The 18,003-nt window shown below is 69.2% G+C and carries 17 protein-coding genes; 11 read left to right on the top strand and 6 right to left on the bottom strand.

All coding sequences use genetic code 11. The features are described from left to right. Positions 1 to 355 precede the first annotated feature (355 nt). Positions 356 to 1,774 carry a type VII secretion protein EccB gene (gene eccB, locus ACIBI5_RS30710; protein WP_397252207.1) on the top strand — a complete coding sequence of 473 codons (1,419 nt, stop codon included), beginning with the start codon at positions 356 to 358 and terminating at the stop codon, positions 1,772 to 1,774. A gap of 607 nt (positions 1,775 to 2,381) precedes the next feature. Here the strand turns inward: eccB and ACIBI5_RS30715 are convergent. Both ACIBI5_RS30715 and ACIBI5_RS30720 read right to left on the bottom strand, forming a co-directional pair. Further along, positions 2,382 to 3,158, bottom strand: coding sequence for a hypothetical protein (locus ACIBI5_RS30715; protein WP_397252208.1), 777 nt, complete (start codon positions 3,156 to 3,158; stop codon positions 2,382 to 2,384). A 9-nt stretch (positions 3,159 to 3,167) separates the two neighbouring features. Next, positions 3,168 to 4,283: a hypothetical protein gene (locus ACIBI5_RS30720; protein WP_397252209.1), complete on the bottom strand. Its 1,116-nt coding sequence runs from the start codon at positions 4,281 to 4,283 to the stop codon at positions 3,168 to 3,170. A gap of 285 nt (positions 4,284 to 4,568) precedes the next feature. On the opposite strand from ACIBI5_RS30720, the gene ACIBI5_RS30725 reads away from it, so the two are divergent. From ACIBI5_RS30725 to ACIBI5_RS30750, 6 genes are read left to right on the top strand one after another with little or no spacing between them, the layout of a single operon-like run. Then, complete coding sequence (locus tag ACIBI5_RS30725) at positions 4,569 to 4,904, top strand: WXG100 family type VII secretion target (protein ID WP_397252210.1); 336 nt, start codon at positions 4,569 to 4,571, stop codon at positions 4,902 to 4,904. Positions 4,905 to 4,937: 33 nt separating this feature from the next. After that, positions 4,938 to 5,246, top strand: a complete 309-nt coding sequence (locus ACIBI5_RS30730; RefSeq protein WP_397252211.1) for a WXG100 family type VII secretion target — start codon at positions 4,938 to 4,940, stop codon at positions 5,244 to 5,246. Between the two features lie 18 nt (positions 5,247 to 5,264). Beyond that, positions 5,265 to 5,633: a hypothetical protein gene (locus ACIBI5_RS30735; protein ID WP_397252212.1), complete on the top strand. Its 369-nt coding sequence runs from the start codon at positions 5,265 to 5,267 to the stop codon at positions 5,631 to 5,633. A 13-nt stretch (positions 5,634 to 5,646) separates the two neighbouring features. After that, positions 5,647 to 7,053 carry a WXG100 family type VII secretion target gene (locus ACIBI5_RS30740; RefSeq protein ID WP_397252213.1) on the top strand — a complete coding sequence of 469 codons (1,407 nt, stop codon included), beginning with the start codon at positions 5,647 to 5,649 and terminating at the stop codon, positions 7,051 to 7,053. Beyond that, entirely contained in the window at positions 7,050 to 7,460 is a 411-nt protein-coding gene (locus ACIBI5_RS30745) for a hypothetical protein (protein ID WP_397252214.1), read from the top strand. The genes ACIBI5_RS30740 and ACIBI5_RS30745 overlap by 4 nt, the downstream gene beginning before the upstream one ends. An 8-nt stretch (positions 7,461 to 7,468) precedes the next feature. Continuing rightward, positions 7,469 to 8,812, top strand: coding sequence for a hypothetical protein (locus ACIBI5_RS30750; RefSeq protein ID WP_397252215.1), 1,344 nt, complete (start codon positions 7,469 to 7,471; stop codon positions 8,810 to 8,812). Between the two features lie 4 nt (positions 8,813 to 8,816). Here the strand turns inward: ACIBI5_RS30750 and ACIBI5_RS30755 are convergent, their stop codons facing one another. Genes ACIBI5_RS30755 through ACIBI5_RS30765 form a run of 3 tightly spaced genes read right to left on the bottom strand, consistent with a single transcriptional unit; the run spans position 8,817 to position 10,472 of the window. Further along, on the bottom strand, positions 8,817 to 9,254 hold the full coding sequence (locus ACIBI5_RS30755) for a YbaB/EbfC family nucleoid-associated protein (RefSeq protein WP_397252216.1): 438 nt from the start codon (positions 9,252 to 9,254) through the stop codon (positions 8,817 to 8,819). Between the two features lie 58 nt (positions 9,255 to 9,312). Further along, complete coding sequence (locus ACIBI5_RS30760) at positions 9,313 to 10,146, bottom strand: hypothetical protein (protein WP_397252217.1); 834 nt, start codon at positions 10,144 to 10,146, stop codon at positions 9,313 to 9,315. Next, entirely contained in the window at positions 10,146 to 10,472 is a 327-nt protein-coding gene (locus tag ACIBI5_RS30765) for a hypothetical protein (RefSeq protein ID WP_397252218.1), read from the bottom strand. The genes ACIBI5_RS30760 and ACIBI5_RS30765 overlap by 1 nt, the downstream gene beginning before the upstream one ends. Positions 10,473 to 10,614: 142 nt before the next feature. Here ACIBI5_RS30765 and ACIBI5_RS30770 point away from each other — a divergent pair, with 142 nt between their 5' ends. Then, positions 10,615 to 11,025: a YbaB/EbfC family nucleoid-associated protein gene (locus ACIBI5_RS30770; protein ID WP_397252219.1), complete on the top strand. Its 411-nt coding sequence runs from the start codon at positions 10,615 to 10,617 to the stop codon at positions 11,023 to 11,025. 13 nt (positions 11,026 to 11,038) lie between these two features. Here ACIBI5_RS30770 and eccD read toward each other — a convergent pair whose 3' ends face one another. After that, positions 11,039 to 12,481 carry a type VII secretion integral membrane protein EccD gene (eccD, locus tag ACIBI5_RS30775; RefSeq protein WP_397252220.1) on the bottom strand — a complete coding sequence of 481 codons (1,443 nt, stop codon included), beginning with the start codon at positions 12,479 to 12,481 and terminating at the stop codon, positions 11,039 to 11,041. A gap of 88 nt (positions 12,482 to 12,569) precedes the next feature. On the opposite strand from eccD, the gene eccCa reads away from it, so the two are divergent. From eccCa to ACIBI5_RS30790, 3 genes are read left to right on the top strand one after another with little or no spacing between them, the layout of a single operon-like run. After that, a complete protein-coding gene (gene eccCa, locus ACIBI5_RS30780) occupies positions 12,570 to 16,577 on the top strand; it encodes a type VII secretion protein EccCa (protein ID WP_397252221.1) in 4,008 nt (1,335 codons plus the stop codon). Positions 16,578 to 16,580: 3 nt separating this feature from the next. After that, complete coding sequence (locus ACIBI5_RS30785; RefSeq protein WP_397252222.1) at positions 16,581 to 16,916, top strand: hypothetical protein; 336 nt, start codon at positions 16,581 to 16,583, stop codon at positions 16,914 to 16,916. Then, entirely contained in the window at positions 16,913 to 17,995 is a 1,083-nt protein-coding gene (locus ACIBI5_RS30790) for a transglycosylase SLT domain-containing protein (protein ID WP_397252223.1), read from the top strand. The genes ACIBI5_RS30785 and ACIBI5_RS30790 overlap by 4 nt, the downstream gene beginning before the upstream one ends. The last annotated feature ends 8 nt before the right edge of the window (positions 17,996 to 18,003 follow it).

Consider the following 18,003-nt stretch of genomic DNA (forward strand, 5'->3'; position numbering starts at 1 on the left):
GAATGCGTGACACGGGGACACGAAGCGGGCAGGCGGAGTGGCGGGATGGCTGACAGGTGTGAGGCGGCGGGGAGCGAGAGGACGGGGAGGAGGTGGGGCAGGGCGGGAAAGCAGGGCTGGGAGCGAGAACGCGGAGCGGGGAGGAGGTGGGGGGCAGGGCTGGGAGCGAGAACGCGGAGTGGGGAGGGGAGAGGGCGGGGAGGGGGTGGCGGGCAGGAGGCAGGGCGGGGAGGGGTGGTGGCGGGGAGGTGGGGTGGTGTTTGGGGGTGGTGGGGTGGGAGAAAGGTGGGTGTTGTCCGGGGAAAGGTGGTTCACCACTACTCTGGGGCGCGTCGTGTGATCGGGGAGAGGTGACATGCAGACCAAGAAGGACCTCTACCAAGCGCACCGCCTGATGCAGCAACGCCTGGGCATGGCGCTGCTGCAAGCCGAGCCGGATGTGCCAGAGTCGCCCCTGCGCCGCCAGAACATCGCGATGTTCGGCGGCATTCTGGTGGCTGTTCTGATCATGGCGGTGTTCGGGATCTGGGGTCTGGTCAGCCCGGGTGGCGCCACCAAGCTCACCGAACCCGGCCAACTCCTGGTGGAGAAGGAAACGGGCGCCAAATACGTCTACAGCCAGAAGCAGAGCAGGCTGCTGCCGGTGGCGAACTATGTCTCGGCGCGGTTGATCCTCGACACCCCCGACGTCAAGACGCGCAGCGTGGCTTCGGCGTCCCTGGACGAGCTGGCCAGGGGGCCGCTGGTCGGCATCCAGGGGTTGCCCGACTCCCTTCCTCCCCGGGCCAAACTGGTCAAGGCGCCCTGGTCGGTCTGTGTGGTGGACGGGCCCGACCCCGCGGGGGGCGTGAAGCAGTACACGACGATGATCGGCGGGATCGACGTCGGCGGGCGGCCGGTCGGCGCCGGGGTGATGGTCGTCATGGACGACCACGGCCAGAAGTGGGCGATCTGGAACAACCAGCGCATGCGGATCAACGACTCCGGTGTGAGTGCGCTCAGCGCCAAGCCTCGCAAGGTCCCCGCCTCGTGGCTCAACGCGGTCAAGGTCGGCGTCGACTTCGCGGGGCCGAAGGTGGCCGAACGCGGCAAGAAGGTACGCGGCCCGGACGGCAAGGTGACCGCGATCGTCGGCCAGGTGTTCAAGGTGCCGTCGATGACCGGGGGCCCCTCCCGCTGGTACGTCCTCCTGAACGACGGCCTGGCCGCGATCACCGAGACCCAGGCCCTTCTCCTGCTGGAGGACCCGGCCACGAAAAAGGCGTACGGCAACCGGAGCGCCCAGCCGATCCAGATCGACGCCGCCTCCGCCAACGCCTCCCCGTCCCGCCAGCAGATCGCCGGCGCCGGGCTGCCCGAGACCCTGCCCAAGGCGATGTCGCTGCCCGCGACGGCGCCGCTGTGCTCGGTGTACGGCGACACGCTGAAGGGCTCCTTCTCCGCCAGGATCACCGGGGGCAGTTCGCTGGCCCTGCCGATCCCGGCGTCGAGCGGCGGCCAGGACCGGGTGGACCAGATCCTGCTGCCCCCGGGCAGCGCGGTGGTGGCGGGTCAACTGCCCGGAGACGGACAGATCGGCTCGATCACCACCTACTTCCTGATCAGCGATCAGGGCGTCCGTTATCCGCTGCAGTCCGGCGACCAGATCGCCAAGCTCGGCTTCGAGGGCGGCGACGTGGCCCCAGTCCCCGGCAACCTTCTCCAGCAGATCCCCACGGGCCCGGTCCTCGACCCCGCCGCCGCCCTGTCCCCCCTGACCGTGGCCAGCCGATAGAACCCGTGGCCACCCGGTAGAACCCCACCCTGACCTCTAGGCAAAGCACCAAGCCGGAAAGGCCCTGGACGCGCTGCTCCGCACCATCCTCGGGGCCATCACCATCGGATAGGCGCTCTCGGGCGGGCGTCTCTGCGGCACTCGCGTACGGCAGGGCGATCCGCGCGGTCGGCCAGGCGGTGGGCCCGCTGAGATGGCTCCGGCCTTCAACCTGAGCCCGATGACGTTCACACAGGCTTCGCGCATCTCGGGTCGCTGGGCACGGTGATCCTCTCGGGCGGCAGGGCGATGGCCGGGTGTCAGGGATGGGAGTTCGGCGAGGCGTGGGGCGCGTCCGGCTCGACAGGGGCGGCCAGCCTGGTGAAGTCCGGCGGTGACATCGGCGTCTCGGCGGTGGCGTCCGGCGCCCGCGTCTCCTCGCGTCACGGCATGATCGCCCTCCACCCGGCGCCGGCCGTGCTCAAGAACCCGCTCACATCGGGCTTCCGCGTCGTCATACCGCTCAACACGCCGGCCGAGGTCGGGAAACGTTCCACATTTCGCGGCACGGAAGCCCAGCCATGCCGTTCGAGACGGCTCACTCGCCGACGCGGGTGCCCTCGACCCGCTAGATGCCCATCTCGGGCACGATGCTGGTGTCGGGTGCCTTCATCTTGGGCATCGGGTCATCGCCGATCGTCAGTTCGGCCGGATTCCAGACGGCCTTGGCCTCGATCAGGTTCGGCGCGCTCTGGTTCAGCGCGGACATCATGGGCAGCATCCGGGTGAACTGGCCGAACGCCGCCCCGGCGACCGCCACGACGGCGGAGGCCTTCCAGATGAACTTGGTGTGGGAGCCGAACACTTCCTTCAGGCCCTTCCAGAGGCCGATGACAGCCCTGGAAGCGGCGACACGGGCCTGGGCGTGCATGGGTGGATACACCGTGGACGCCAGCACGTACGCCGCGATCATGGCGATGACGAGGGCGTAAGCGCCAACCAGCCAGGACAGGAAGTGGGTGACCGAAGCCGAGGTGTCAAGCGTCCGCCCGGCCCCCTGGCCGCACCGGTCGATCTCGTCGAGTGATTTGTCGAGAAGATCGACCTTTCCCATGAACGCCTGATATGCCTCGCCGGTCCAGATCTTGTCCTTGCCCGCGTTCACCGCCATCGTCCGCACCGACTCGCGCAGGAGCTTGATGGAGGACGACGACGGGCACTGGTCGTCGATGGAGGTGGTGGCCACGCTGAGCCATTCCTGCGAGGCCTTCTTCATCGCCGCCGGATCGGAAATGATCAGGCCGAGTATCGCCGCGATCGGCGCGGCCTCGGGCAGCACGACGGTGGCCGCGGTCACCTCGGCGAAAGCGTTGCGGAAGCGCTCGAAGTCGTCCTCGTAAGCCATGCCGGTCGGTCACTCCTTGCCGAGTACGGGCGGTGCGATGTCCTCGTCGCCGCCCCAGACACCCTCGTCCTCGGTGAGGTACGTGGAGCGTTCGCGGTCCTGGTTTCCGTCGCCGCCGGTGCCCGCGCCGCCCATGGGAGCCATCGGCATCATGGGCATGCCGCCGCCGTTGAGCGCCTTGGCGATGTTGCCCATGCCGTTGGCCCCGCCGAGGCCGCCGCCCGCACCACCCCTGCCCAGCCCGCTGTCGGCGCCGGAGAAGCCGCCGGTGCCGGTGCTGGTGGGCGTACCGGTGAGCCGGCCGTCCGGCAGGGTGGGGTTCCGGTTGGCCAGGTCGTTCAGGCCGGGCACCTTCGGATCCACGCCCGCCAGGTCCGTCTTGGCATCCTGCAGCCTCTTGTCCAGGTCGCCGGTGTCGAGGTTCGGCGTATTGGTCGTCGGCAGGTTCGGGTTGGGAATGTTCGGGTTGGGAATGTTGGGGCTCGGGGTGTCGGGGCCCGGCCGGTTGCCCAGGTTGTCGTAGTCCGGCTGCTTCGGCGTGTCGATCTTGTCGGAGTCCTTGGGGTTCTTCAGGTTCAGGTCGTCCAGGTCGGACGGCTTCTTCCCGAGGTCGCCGGGACCCTTGATGTCGTCGGGACCGGGCATCTTGAGCCCGTCGCCCGGTCCGCCGGGGCCCGTCTTCAGGCTCGACGGGTCGAAGCCGGTGCCCTTCGGCATCTGGGGTCCGGGCCCGGTCTCAGGCCCCGCGTTGGGCGGGGGCTTGCTCTTTTCATGGGCGTCGTCGACATGTTGTGCGACGTCGCCCAGCGCCTTCTTCCAGGAGTCCAGGACTTCCTTGCCGTCGGAGAGGGCGCTGGCGGCGCTGTCGACGGTGTTGCGATGGGCCACGTTGAGGCCGCCGCCGATGAACCCGAAGGTGCCGCTCGGCATGTCGATCACTCTGGTCTTCTCGCTCAGGCCCGTCAGGTCGCTACTGCGGTTCCCGATGTTGGTGCCGAGGTCTCTGACCAGTTTGGTGTTCATCTCGAACCCGCGGTCCTTGGTCGCGGGGTCGACGACCGACGCTCCGGGCATGGTCAAGCCGGCGAACGGGTCGGACGCGCTGGAGCTTCCTGATTCCGCCACTACGCCCCCAAAAGCTGATCACATCCATCACATACGTTACGCCGATCCCACGCGTGCCGTACAGGAAACTTCTGGACATGTCGCCGAGAGCACACCTTGTGGGCCTAAAACCCACTGAGCAGGCACAACTTCACATCGACGCAGAATTGTTATGGAGAGTTAACCTGATCTTCCAGGCAAGGTGCGACGTATGGTGACTAATGTGACCAAAGCGCCGACATTGTCTGACGTGGTATGTCAGCAGGTCACGTCAAGGCGCAACCGTGAACCAGCTGAAGGAGAAACGTGGGAGCCGAGCCGCAGACTCAAGTAAGCCAAGCCGACCTGACCGCCGCCATGCACCTGATCGAGAAGGCGGCCGAGGACATCCGGAAGATTCAGCTGAATCTCGACATGGCCGGTGCGTCCCTGAAGAGCAACTGGGTCGGCGAGTCGCATGCCGCCTTCAACGCCGTGCACGTCAAGTGGCACGAGCGCATGGACGTCATCCTGAGCAGCCTGCGCCGTCTGGCCGCCAGCATCCAGGGAAGCGGCAAGAACTACGCCGAGTTCAACCGCGAGCGGACCGAGGCGCTGAACAGCATCGCCAACCTGATCAACCAGGCACCGGTCACCCGCTGAACCCCGTTCTGACTTCCCGAGACTGGAGACCACGTGTCCGACGACATCTACGACGTCACAAAGATCAACTACGGCGGCCTGTCCACGGGTGAGACCGAGTTCGGCACCGCCTTCAAGAGCCTGGTCACCACGCTGGAGACCCTGCAGACCGAGCTCGACAAGAAGACCGCGATCTGGCAGGGCGAGGCCAAGGTCGTCTACGAGAGCGTCAAGCAGACCTGGAACACCGAGGCCAGGGACCTGGCGCAGTTCGTTGACCTGCTGGCCAAGAACATCAACATCACCGGCATGAACATGCGGCAGGTCGAGAAGGTCAACTCCCAGATCTTCGACGGCCGCTAAACCGGTCCAGGGGGGATCGTGGGAGACTCTGGCGGCGTCGACGTAAGCCGCAAAGCGATCAAGGCACTGCGGACCGACCTCGAGGAAGCGCTCGGGATGCTCGATCCCACGCTCAAGCAAGGGACCCCGGCCCCGGGGATGAAGCCGGTCCTGCGCGCGGACGGCGAGGCGTACCAGGTGGCGCAGGGAAAGGCGCTCGCCGGCTTCTGGCCTGCCGCCACCGGGTTCCAGACGAGCACGATGAACGCGGTCACGACGGTCTCGAACTCCTACAACATGATCAATGTGCAGGTGGGCAACGCGATCGACCTGTTCACGCAGGTCCTGAAGAACCTCGACGCCTTCGAGACCGGCGGAGCGGGCGAACCCGGCCAGGCGGACGTCTGAGGAAGGGGGGTCCGTGCCCGAACAAGAAGACGCCATCAAGTTCCAGATCACCAGCACGGAGTTCGACGGCGCGACGCTCGACATGCTTCGCGAAACGCTGAAGAACAACAAACCCGAGCTCGTGAAGCTGGCGGCCGCCGAGCTCTCGTCGGCGAAGAAGCGGCTGGACAACCTGGTCGCCGTCCTGGACAAACACCTCGCCGCGCTGGAGACGTCCTGGCCCGCGGGGCAGGACGCCACGATGGTCAAGGACCAGTTGCGCAGGCTCAAGGGATCGGCGGAGAACGTCTCCAAGGCGATCGCGTACGAGTCCGGCGGGAAGGCGTTCGGGGTCGCTCCCGCCTTGGTCTCGCAGGCGACCGTACTGGCCGCGATGAGCGGCAAGAGCGTGCCCAAGGATCCGGGCAGTGACATCTCCTTCCTGGAAGCCGCCTACGAGGGTGGCACGGCCGGAACCGTGGTGGGCGCGGGGGTCGGCTTCTTCGTCGGTGGCGTGGGCGCCGTCCCCGGTGCCGTGATCGGCGCCGTCACCGGCTCGATCATCGGCGGCATCACCTCGTTGTTCACCGACACCCCCTTCGCCAACCTGTTCGGTGAGTCCAAGGAGGAGAAGGAGCGCAAGCTCGCCAAGGAGCACATCCAGAAGCTGAGCGAGCTCACCAAGATCAACAACGATCTGTTCCCCGACACACTCCGGACCAACACGCCCGACTGGGACTTCTCCTTCAAAGGCCCGGAGCTGTCCCCGTACAACGGGTCGATGCCCAACCCGGGCGGGTTGCCGACCGGGACGAACGTCGCCTTCGACCCTGACGCGCTCAAGGGCTTCGACCCGAGCCTCAACGGAGACCTGAACGCCGGCAAACCCGGCCAGATCCCCGGGTTCGACGCGTTCGACCCGTCGAGCAAGCTGCCGGGCGGCGCCAACCTCAACGGAACCGGCCTGCCCGGCATGGACGGCAACGGCCTCGACGGCAACGGCATGAACGGCGACGGGAACCTCAACGGCGGTGCCCCCAACGGGAACCTGCCCGGCACGCCCGGCTTCGACCCGAACGCGCTCAGCGCCCCCAACGGCAAGGGCGGCCCGGAAACGACCCTGGCCGGGTACAACCCCGAGTTGTCCACCTTCAACAGCGGCAACCCGGCCACGACGCACGGCAACGCCAACGTGGGCAACGGCGGCTTCGGCGGTTCGGGCGGAGGTTCCGGCAACGCCAACGGCGCGATGGGGGCCGTGCGCGCGTACGGCGGCGCGGGCTCGATGACGCCGATGATGCCCATGACCGCCGCGGGCAACAAGAGCGAAGAGGAGGAGCGGGAGCGCAGCACCTGGCTGCTGGAGGACGACGACGTGTTCACCAGCGACCAGAAGACCACCATCCCGCTGATCAACGGCAAGTCGAAGGGCAAGGCATGAAGCCCCCGGACGACTGGGGCCAGGCGCCCCCTTCGCTCGAACTCACTCCCAACTGGCCAGGGCTGGACGGGTACGGGGACCACGACGGCCCGCACATCGACCACACGCGGGTCAAGCAGATCCTCAAGGTGCTCAGGGAGGATCTGGGCTCCCTGAAGGGCAAGGCGGGCGAGCTCAGCGCGGGTGGAAGCGGCACCCCCGCGGACCTCAAGACCGCGAGCTCCATCGGCCCGGAGCAGACCGGCAAGTGGGATGTCGCCAACTACTTCGGCCAGAACGCCACGCAGGCGCACGAGGTGCTCACCGGCAAGTACCTGATGCTCATCGACCATGTCGAGAAGCTGGTCGAAGGCATCGAGAAGGCTGTGCAGAACTATGAAAAAGGCCACCAGGACAGCAGTGCTTAGGATCGGCAATGGCTGAGAACAAGGGCTGGGAGCCCATCCGGATCTACGACTACCTGGGCGAGCTCGAAGAAACCAAGCTGACCAGGGACGAGATCGACCGGCTCCTTCAGGCGACCGACCCGGACAAGGTCGCCACCGCGGGCCAGGCGTTCAAGGCCGCGATGGATCTGGTCGGAGCCGACGACGGCGGCATCAAGGGCGCGCTGACCCGCGCCGCCACGGAGCTGGCGAAGGTGTGGCGCGACGACGGCGCGACGACGGCGCAGAACACCCTGCGCGCGCTGCACTCCACCGCGGGCGCGATCGGCGACGCCATGAAGCAGACCGCGACGCCCCTGTCCTCCTACGCGCAGACGCTGCGCCAGTACCGCACCACCGTGCCCTCCAGCACGCCGGAGAAGACCGGTGAGGTCGGCGGCACGACGGGCGATCCGGAGACGAACACTCCCAAGACGCCCGACGAGGCCGCGCGAGCGCATCTCAAGGCGCTCAACAACGCGATCATCACCTACAACGGGCAGCTCGCCGACGGACTGGCCTTCGACTTCCCGGCCATCACGCCGATCGAGGTGGCCACCAAGAAGGCGCCCAACATCGACCCGGGCGGCGGCTCCAACGTGCCCACCGGCAAGGATGGGACGTGGCAGGGCGGCAACCAAGGCACCGGAGGAACTGGCGGCACCGGTGGAACCGGGGACACGGGGAGCACAGGGAACGACGGCGTCCAGAAGCCCGGCGACCAGACGCCCGGTGACACCAAGCCGGGCGACCAGACACCGGGTGACGACAAGCCAGGCGACGACAAGCCCGGCGGCAACACACCCCCTGGCGACGGCAAGCCCGGAGACGAGAACCCGGGCGAGCAGAACCCGGGCGACCAGAACCCCGGTGACCAGAAGCCGGGCGAGGACAAGCCCGGCGACCAGAAGCCCGGTCAGGAACAGGAGAGCGTGCCCCCGGTGATCGGCGGCGAGCCGAAGACCGAGCTGTCCGACTTCCAGAACAACCCGACGGGCAACCCGCCCGGCACCCCGCCCACGACCACCACGCACAATCCGACGCCCACGCCGCACAACCCGACCGCCACGGGCAACCCGTTCACGCCAACGGGCGTGATCACCAACGGTCAGCAGCCCGCCACGGGCTACGGCACCGGCTCGACGGGTGGTCCAGGCGCGGCGCCCGCGGTCCTTCGCGGCGGTACGCCCGGCACCGGCTCACCGTTCATGCCCTTCATGCCGGCGGCAGGAGGCGCGGAGAGCGGCGGCTCGGAGCGCGACCGGGACATCTACGACCCGGAGGGTGACGTCTGGGCCGTTCCCCACCAGCTCAGCCCGGACCGCATCGGCTAGTCCCTTACATGTCCATTCGATCGCGGATCCGGTCGAGTTCGCCCATGGCATCCTCGACCACGCGGTTGTAGGCGGATTCCGCCATCCGGACCTCGGCGAGCATGCCGTCGGGGTCATTGGCGTACCGCATCGGGTTCTGGTCGCCGAAGGCCTTGTCCATGGCCTCGGCGATCTGGCCCTGGAGGTGGGCGATGGCCTCGGAGATCAGCAGCTTGATGCGGTCGGCGAGCTCGCCCGAGCTGAGCCGCATGGCCTTGGGGTGGAGCGTGAGTTCGCTCAGGCCCGCGCTGGTGTACTCCACGAAGACGAGCCCGTCCTCGTCCTGCGCGCGTCCGACGAGCTCGGACAAGGTCTGCTGAAGCTCCCCCACCTTGGCGAACTGGCGTTCGGCCGATCGCATGACCTTGTCCAGGTCTTCGGCCCGGAACTCCCCTTCTTCCATGAAGCCCCTCCAAAACCGGCTAAAAGGATCAAACGCTCGGAGCAGCCTGCCCGAAGGTTTACGGCTTGTCCAGCGGAGCCGGGACCTGCTTGGGCTCGATCCAGTCGAACTTCTCGTGCCCGTCCGGCATCGCGCCCGGCTTGGGCGGCACCTTGAACGACGGGTACTTGGCGCTGTCGAAGGTGATGCTCTTGAAGTCGATCGCCGCGTCGCCGCCGGGCGTCACGTAGCCGAACTGGTGCCGCTTCTTCAGCACGGTCGTCATCACCTCGCCGGCCGACTTCAGCGTGGACGACAGCACCATCGTCAGGATCGCGGTGGTCGCGTTGACGCCGAGCGTCACGAACTTCTCCAGCAGCATCCCGGCCATCGCGGTCTGCGGCACCATCTGGAGCCGCTTGGAGAAGATCAGCAGGGTCGCGGCGGCGACCGCGAGGTTGGCCATCCGCAGCCAGAAGCTCCGGTAGCTGGCCGCCACCTCGTCGATCATGCCGCCGACGTCGCCCAGCGTGGAGCGCAGCGCGCCGATCTCCCGGTGGAAGACCCACAGCACCCGCTCGAACTCCTCGCGGTCGCGGGCGATCCAGCCGTCCTTGGAGGTGCTGATGAGCTGCGGGAGGAGCTGTTTGATGCCGTCGTCCAGCCGGGCGGAGACGCCGTTCTTCCAGTTGCTGGCGGCCTGGGCCATGCCGGGCTCGTTGGCGACCATGCCGCCCGCGATGGCGATCGCGGGCGACAGGCCGAGCCCGATCCGGCCGACCTTCTTCAGGTATCTGTGCACCTTCGCGCCGAACGGCTCCGCCGCCGGGGGCGGCGAGGCGGGCGGCACCGGCGGGGCGGCCGGATACCCCGGCGGCGGGCCGCTGGGCATCGGCGGGGGCGGCATGCTCATCAGCGGTACCGGACCTTGCTGGCCTCCTCGGCGGTGCGCCAGTTGCGCCTGGCCTGCTCCAGTCCGGAGGACCAGCCGTCGACCGCGCCTTTGGCGTCGCCGAGCGTCGTGTCGGCCCAGGCGCGCAGTTCCTCGTACGCGCCACCCATGATCATCCCGCCGAACGCCCCGAACCCGATCCCGTCCACGCCGGTGGTGCCGACCAGGTCGCGCACGAAGGTGACCGCTACCGCGAGCTCGTTGTCGAGCCGGGTACGCAGGTGCGCGATGGACGAGGAGGTCACGTAGACGTCCTGCGCGGGCGGCGCCGCGGCGAGGCCGTTCATCGGCTGATTTGTTGCCACAAATCCGGATTCTTGCCGACATTCAGCGCCATCCCTGCCGATAGCGCCGGTTTTCATGATCGGTTCAGCGAGGCGTCAGCCACCGCTCGCCATCGGTTAACCCGCCGCCGGTGGCCTTCCCCTCATGGAGTACAGCGAACACGACCTCGACGACCTGGTCCGAGCCAGCGAGCGCGGCATGCGCGAACTGCTCGACGCCATGGAAGGGCTGAAGGAGGTCTCGGGCGCGGGCGAGAGCCGTAGCGGCATGATCAACGCCGAGGTCGGCCCCAACGGCCGGATCAGCAGGCTCAAGATCGAGGCCCGCGCGATGCGGCTCGACTCCGCCGAGCTGGCCGAGCAGGTGGTCGAGGCCGTCACCGCCGCCCAGGACGAGCTCGACCGCGCCACCCGCGCCCTGCTGCCGCCCGGCGAGAACGCCGACCCGGCCGACATCATGCGGCAGTTCGAGGACCTCCAGGACGGCTTCGCCCGGGAGAGCGACGACCGCGTCGACCGGCTCCAGCGCCTGCGCACCCGCGACCGGGACGAGTAGGCGGGCGGCCGGGTCAGCCGGACAGCCCCCGGATCCACGAGTACACGTCCAGCACGCCCAGAGCGAGCGGGAAGAGCGCGACGATCAGGATGACGTCCACGATGTCCCCGGCCCTGCCCCAGAACGGCGAGGGCCGCCCTGCGGGCAGCCATAGCCCCAGCCCGAGCGCCAGCAGCGCGGCCCAGAGCAGCCCCAGCGCCAGCCCGGCCGCCGCGACCGTCCCCATGCCCGCGCTCATCCCGACTCCCAGCGCGACCAGCCCGGCCACGCCGGTGACCAGCAACCAGATGCGCTGCCCGAGCCCGTGGTAGACCCGCGAGCGCATGATCAGGGCCAGGCAGAGCACCGCGGCCATCGCCACGGCCATCCACGTGGACTCCATGACCAGGAGCACCAGCGCCCCGGCCGCGGTCAGCGCGAGGCCGATGATCATTCCGGTGGAGTAGCGGCGGGCCTGTCCGGTCCGCTCCAGCACGGCCGCGCTGTCGAGCCGCTGGTTGTCGGCGCGCAGTTCCTCGGCGTTGGTCGGCAGTTCGGGCAGCGGCACCCTGGCCATCTTGAACGACAGCCCGGGAACCATCGGGCTGAAGGCGATCAGCAGCGTGATGGTGATCGCGGCCACGCCCGCCGCCGGGACATCGAAGATCATGACGACGGCCGCGCCGATCGCGCCCACGACCGTGGCGATGGCCGTACCCAGGAATCCCGCGACGCCGTCGGAGGTGAGCGCGGCGCCGAGCGTGGCCACCAGCGCGGTGCAGGCGAGCGCGGCGAGCAGCTGCGGCGCGCCGACCACCCCCGAGCTCAGCGCGAACAGACCCCCGAGGAAGGCGTACGGCAGCGCCGTGTAGCCGATCAGCGCGCCGGCGAAGGAGTTGCCCACGGCCCGCGACAGCACCGTGCCGACGATCAGCAGCACCAGCGCGAGCATCCCCGACACGACCGCGAGGCTCACCGCCGACCCGCCGGCCAGCATGAGCGCGGGCGCCCCGAGCGCGAGCAGCCCGGTGGCCACCCCGACGCCCATGGCTTTGGTGTGGCGCTGCTCCCAGCGTCCGGAACCGTCCTTCACGCCGGTGGCCACCACGTCGGCCACGTCGTCGAAGAGGGCGGCGGGCATGGCCGCCTCCCGGGGACGCAGATAGAGGATCTCCCCGTCGAGCACCCCCAAAGCGCCCAGCGACTGCCCGAGGTCGAGCGGCGCGCCGCCGAGGCGCTGCAGCACCCAGCCGGGGTCGGAGGCCGCCTCTCCGCCCGCCTCCCCCAGCGCGCGCAACAGGCCGGGCATCACGTGTGGCAGCGGGATGTCCGCGGGGAGCGCGAGGTCGGCCCTGCGGCGCGGGGCGACGACGGTCACATGACACAGGGGTGTCAGCGGGGCCGGGGCCTGCGGCAACGCACCCTGCTGGACGGGTTGCATCGGCTGTTGCATCGGCTGATGGGCAAGCGAAGTCACGACCGTTCCTCCTCCAAGGGACAGGCCGAACATATCGGGACATTGCATCTGGTATGAAGGTGATCTGCGACAGGAGGTTTCACCGCCAGTGAGCATCGTTGTAGTACGGCGCCCGGAACGCCGGCCCAGCCCGCAGCCTCCCCGAGGGGAGATTCTGCTGGAATCGCCCCCCGAGATCCCCGAGGTGCAGCCCGCAGGGCTGATGGGCATGCTCACCTGGGTGCCGATGCTCGCCGGAGGCGCGGCGATGGGCCTGATGTTCACCGCGGGCGGCAACTCCAGCCCGCTCATGTACGTCGCCAGCGGCCTGTTCGCCGTCTCGATGCTCGGCATGTCCATCGGCCAGATGGGCCGCAACGCCGGCGAGCGCAAGAACCGCCTCAACGGCCTGCGCCGCGACTACTTCCGCTACCTCGCCCAGATCCGCCGCAAGGTCCGCAAGGCCGCCGTCCAGCAGCGCGAGGCGCTCGAATGGAGCGGCCCCTCGCCCGACTCGCTGTGGTGGGTGGCCATGGGCCCGCGCCTGTGGGAACGCCGTCCGCGCGACGACGACTTCGGCACGGTACGGCTCGGCACCGGCGTCCAGAAGCTGGCCGTGCAGCTCGTCCCACCGGACTCCAAGCCCGTCGAGGACCTCGACGCGCTGTCGGCCGGCGCGCTGCGCAGGTTCGTCCGCGCCCACTCCACGGTCTCGCAGCTGCCCGTGGCCGTGGCGCTCAACTCCTTCGCCCGCATCCACCTCAGCGGCGACCCGGTGGCCGTCCGCGAGCTGGTCAGGGCGATCATCGCCCAGCTGGCCGTCTTCCACTCCCCCGACGACATGCGGATCATGGTCTGCGCCGGCCAGGAGTGGATGCCGCACTGGGAGTGGGTGAAGTGGATGCCCCACGCCCTCCACCCCGAGGCGCGCGACGGAGCCGGCCAGGTCAGGCTGATCACCGACAACATGGGCGAACTCGACCAGATGGTCGGCGACGAGCTCAAGGAGCGGGCCAGGTTCCGGGCCGGGAGCCCCGCGGACGCGCTGCCGTACCACGTGGTGATCGTGGACGGCGGGACCGTGCCGCACGACTCCCAGCTCGGCACCGACGCCATCCAGGGCGTCACCGTGATCGACCTGTCGGAGTCCACGGGCGTGGTCGAGGAGCGCAGCATGCTCCGCCTGGACGTGCAGGCGGACGGGTTCCACATGGTCAAGATCGACCACGCGGGCAAGCGTTCCACCACGCGGCTCGGCGACCCCGACGCGCTCGACTTCCTGCGGGCGGAGGGCCTGGCCCGCCAGCTCGCGCCGCTGCGCGCCTCGGCCGTGTCCGGCGGCGGCGAGGCCCAGGACATCCTGGGCGTCAACACCTCGCTGACCGACCTGCTCGGCGTCGGCGACCCCAGCAGGCTGCACCCCGCCGTGACCTGGCAGCCGCGCGCGGGCCGCAACCGGCTGCGGGTGCCGATCGGGCTCGGCGCCGACGGCCGCGTGGTCGAGCTGGACATCAAGGAGTCCGCTCAGGGCGGCATGGGCCCGCACGGCCTGGTCATCGGCGCGACCGGATCCGGCAAGTCGGAGCTGCTGCGCACGCTGGTGCTCGGCCTCGCCATCACGCACTCCTCGGAGATCCTCAACTTCGTCCTCGTCGACTTCAAGGGCGGCGCGACCTTCCTCGGCCTGGAGACCCTCAAGCACGTCTCCGCGGTCATCACCAACCTTGAGGACGAGCTGCCGCTGGTCGACCGTATGCACGACGCGCTGCACGGCGAGATGGTGCGCCGCCAGGAGCTGCTGCGCTCGGCGGGCAACTACGCCTCGCTGCGCGACTACGAGCGCGCCCGCGAGCAGGGCGCCGACCTGCGGCCGATGCCCACGCTGTTCGTCGTGCTCGACGAGTTCAGCGAACTGCTGTCGGCCAAGCCGGAGTTCATCGACCTGTTCGTCATGATCGGCCGCCTCGGCCGCTCGCTCGGCGTGCACCTGCTGCTGGCCTCGCAGCGCCTGGAAGAGGGACGGCTGCGCGGCCTGGACACCCACCTGTCCTACCGGATCGGCCTGCGAACCTTCTCGGCCATGGAGAGCCGGGTGGTCCTGGGCGTGGCCGACGCGTACGAGCTGCCGTCCGCGCCCGGCAACGGCTACCTGAAGTTCGACACGACCGGCATGACCCGCTTCAAGGCCGCCTACGTCTCCGGCGCGTACGTCGCCGACCCCTCCGGCGCCGTCACCTCCGACGGCCGCGCGCCCTCCCACCAGATCTTCGAGTACGGCACCGCCTTCGTCCCCCTCCCGGAAGAGGACGAGCCACCCGCGCCCGAACCGGACGAGGAGGACCAGCAGGAGGAACCCGCCGGCGGCGGCCAGAACAGCCTCCTGGACGTCGTCGTCGGCCGCCTGTCGGAGCACGGCCCGGTCGCGCACCGCATCTGGCTGCCGCCGCTCGCGGAGCCGGCCACGCTGGCGCACCTGCTGCCGCCGCTGACGGTCACCCCCGAGTTCGGCCTGTCCACCGCCGACTGGCCGGGCAGGGGCAAGCTGCACGCCGTCGTCGGCATCATCGACAAGCCCTTCGAGCAGCGCCGGGACCCGCTCTGGCTGGACCTTTCCGGCGGCGGCGGCCACGTCGGCCTGGCCGGCGGCACCCAGAGCGGCAAGAGCACGGCCCTGCGCACGCTGGTGGCGGGCATGGCGCTCACCCACACGCCCCGCGAGGTGCAGTTCTACTGCCTGGACTTCGGCGGCGGCGCGCTGGCCTCCCTGGAGGGCCTGCCGCACGTGGGCGGCGTCGCCACCCGCCTGGACGGCGACCGCGTACGCCGGACGGTCGCCGAGATCTCCACCATCCTGGAACAGCGCGAGCGCGGCTTCGCCGAACAGGGCATCGAGTCGATCACCGCCTACCGCCGGATGCTGGTGGAGGGCACGATCGAGGGCGACGGCTGGGGCGACGTCTTCCTGCTCGTGGACGGCTGGCTTACGCTGCGCCAGGACTTCGAGGGCCTGGAGCCGACCATCACCGACCTGGCCGCGCGCGGGCTCGGCTACGGCATCCACGTCATCGCCTCGACCAACAAGTGGTCGGAGTTCCGCCCCAGCATCCGCGACCTGTTCGGCACCAGGATCGAGCTCAGGCTCGGCGACTCCTACGAGTCCGAGGTCAACAGGAAGAAGGCCCTGGCGGTGCCCGAGGGAGTCCCGGGCCGCGGCCTCACGAAGGACGGATTCCACTTCCTGTCGGCGCTGCCGCGCATCGACGGCGTGCAGAACCCCGATGACCTCGCCAACGGGGTACGCGGGCTCGTGCAGGCCGTACGCGACGCCTGGAAGGGCCCTCAGGCCCCGGTGGTACGCCTGCTGCCCGCCGTCCTGCCCGCCTCGACGCTGCCGGGCCCCGACCAGGCCTCGCCGCACCAGATCCCGATCGGCATCGACGAGGCGACCCTCCAGCCCGCGCTGCTGGACTTCGACAACGACCCGCACTTCATCGTGCTGGGCGACAACGAGAGCGGCAAGTCGAACCTGCTGCGGCTCGTGGCCGAGAGCCTGGTCGCCAGGCAGACGCCCGCCCAGGCCATGATGATCATGATCGACTACCGCCGGGCGCTGCTCGACGCGGCCGTCGGCGACCACCGCATCGGCTACGCCGCCTCCAGCGCGGCCGCCGCCGAGATCATCAACGACGCCAAGGGCGCGCTGCTCAGCCGCCTGCCCCCGGCCGACCTGACCCCCGACCAGCTCCGCTCGCGCAGCTGGTGGGCGGGCTCCGACCTGTACATCTTCGTCGACGACTACGACCTGGTCGCCACCTCGTCCAACCCGTTGCTGGGGCTGGTGGACCTGCTGCCGCAGGCCCGCGACATCGGCCTGCACGTGATCATCTCGCGGCAGATGGGCGGCGCGGGCCGGGCGATGTTCGACCCCGTCATCCAGCGGATCAAGGACATGGCCAGCCCCGCGCTCATCATGTCGGGCAGCAAGGACGAGGGCTACCTGTTCAACAACGTACGGGCGCAGCCGCTGCCTCCCGGACGCGGCACCCTCGTCGACAGGAAGTTCGGCACGCGCCTCATCCAGACCGCCTTCCTCAGCCCACCGGAGACCGAAGAGTAGGAAATGGCGAACCTCGAGATCCACTACAAGGCACTCGACCAGTGCCGCACTGCCATCTACAAGGCCAAGAACCAGTACGGAGACGTCCGGCTGGAGAACAACGACGGCAAGGAGCCCACCTACGACAAGGAGGGCAAGGTCGAGATCCGGCGCAAGGCGACCCCGGCGGAGGCGGCCGGGCACCTGACGGACTCCGCCGCCCTGGTCAAGATCGTGGACGAGGTCTGGTCGACGCTGATCAACGAGGGCGACCAGGCCAGGAGGAAGCTCCACGACGTCGAGATCGGGCTCAGCGCGGTGGAGCAGAACATCAAGGACGCGCACAAGGCGACGTCATGAGCGCGACGCCGGCCGTACCGGAGAGGATCGCGGCGCTCCAGCGCAAGGTCACCGGCGACCCCGCGGCACTCGACGCCATCGCCAAGTCCTGGCGGGGCATCTCGGACGAGACCGACGACTACGTGGGCTCGCTGGGCCGCGCCGTCAACGTGGTGGACGAGGCCTGGTACGGCCGCTCCGCCGACGCCTTCGTGGAGTACATGCGCAAGTACGGCAAGGCCGGCGAGGGCCTGTACCTGCTGCTGTCCAACGCCGCGTCCTCCCTCGACACGGCGGCGGCCTCGCTGCGCTCCGCCAAGTCGGGCGTGGACGGCATCGCCACCAAGCTGATCACCGACATGACGAACCACCACACGACCTACTTCGCCAACAACAAGGACGCCACCGAGGCGGGCTGCGACGCGGGCACGAAGCCGCTGATCGACCAGGCGGAGATCGACGCCAAGGTGCACGTCGACAAGGCGGAGAAGGACGTGAGCGCCGCGAAGACGGCGATCCGCGGCTTCCTGGACGGCCGGCCGCTCACCTTCGCCGCCATCCCCGAGGTCGCCAAGGAGGAGTTCACGCCCGCCAAGGGCCGCACGATCGTCTGGGAGCCCACCGAGGGCTACGGCAAGAACGGCGGCGGCGCGGGCGGCCCCGACGGCGGCGGCGGACGTAACGTCGGCGGCTACGGCCCCAGCGGCCCGCCACCCGCCGCGGGCGGCGGCCCGGCGCCGACCGGCAAGGTCAAGGAGTGGATCGACCAGGCCATGAAGATCCTTGAGGCCAACGGCGTGCCGATCGGGAAGATGAACCCCAACGACATCTGGATGATCATCCAGCACGAGTCGGGCGGCAACCCGCACGCCATCAACCTGTGGGACTCCAACGCCGCCGCCGGCCACCCCTCCAAGGGACTGATGCAGACGATCGACCCGACGTTCAACTCCTACGCGCTGCCGGATCACAGGAACATCTACGACCCGGTGGACAACATCATCGCCGGGGTCCGCTACGCGGTCAGCAGGTACGGATCGGTCTCGAACGTGCCCGGCGTGGTCGGCATGAAGACCGGCGCCGGCTACAGCGGCTACTAAAAGGAAAG

It is taken from the genome of Nonomuraea sp. NPDC050540 (genome assembly GCF_044457485.1).
GTDB lineage: Bacteria > Actinomycetota > Actinomycetes > Streptosporangiales > Streptosporangiaceae > Nonomuraea.

Coding starts and splice junctions, on each gene's coding strand:
- eccB (WP_397252207.1), top strand. CDS start 356: ATGCAGACCAAGAAGGACCTCTACCAAGCGCACCGCCTGATGCAGCAA.
- ACIBI5_RS30715 (WP_397252208.1), bottom strand. CDS start 3,158: ATGGCTTACGAGGACGACTTCGAGCGCTTCCGCAACGCTTTCGCCGAG.
- ACIBI5_RS30745 (WP_397252214.1), top strand. CDS start 7,050: ATGAAGCCCCCGGACGACTGGGGCCAGGCGCCCCCTTCGCTCGAACTC.
- ACIBI5_RS30750 (WP_397252215.1), top strand. CDS start 7,469: ATGGCTGAGAACAAGGGCTGGGAGCCCATCCGGATCTACGACTACCTG.
- ACIBI5_RS30755 (WP_397252216.1), bottom strand. CDS start 9,254: ATGGAAGAAGGGGAGTTCCGGGCCGAAGACCTGGACAAGGTCATGCGA.
- ACIBI5_RS30760 (WP_397252217.1), bottom strand. CDS start 10,146: ATGAGCATGCCGCCCCCGCCGATGCCCAGCGGCCCGCCGCCGGGGTAT.
- ACIBI5_RS30765 (WP_397252218.1), bottom strand. CDS start 10,472: ATGAACGGCCTCGCCGCGGCGCCGCCCGCGCAGGACGTCTACGTGACC.
- ACIBI5_RS30770 (WP_397252219.1), top strand. CDS start 10,615: ATGGAGTACAGCGAACACGACCTCGACGACCTGGTCCGAGCCAGCGAG.
- ACIBI5_RS30785 (WP_397252222.1), top strand. CDS start 16,581: ATGGCGAACCTCGAGATCCACTACAAGGCACTCGACCAGTGCCGCACT.
- ACIBI5_RS30790 (WP_397252223.1), top strand. CDS start 16,913: ATGAGCGCGACGCCGGCCGTACCGGAGAGGATCGCGGCGCTCCAGCGC.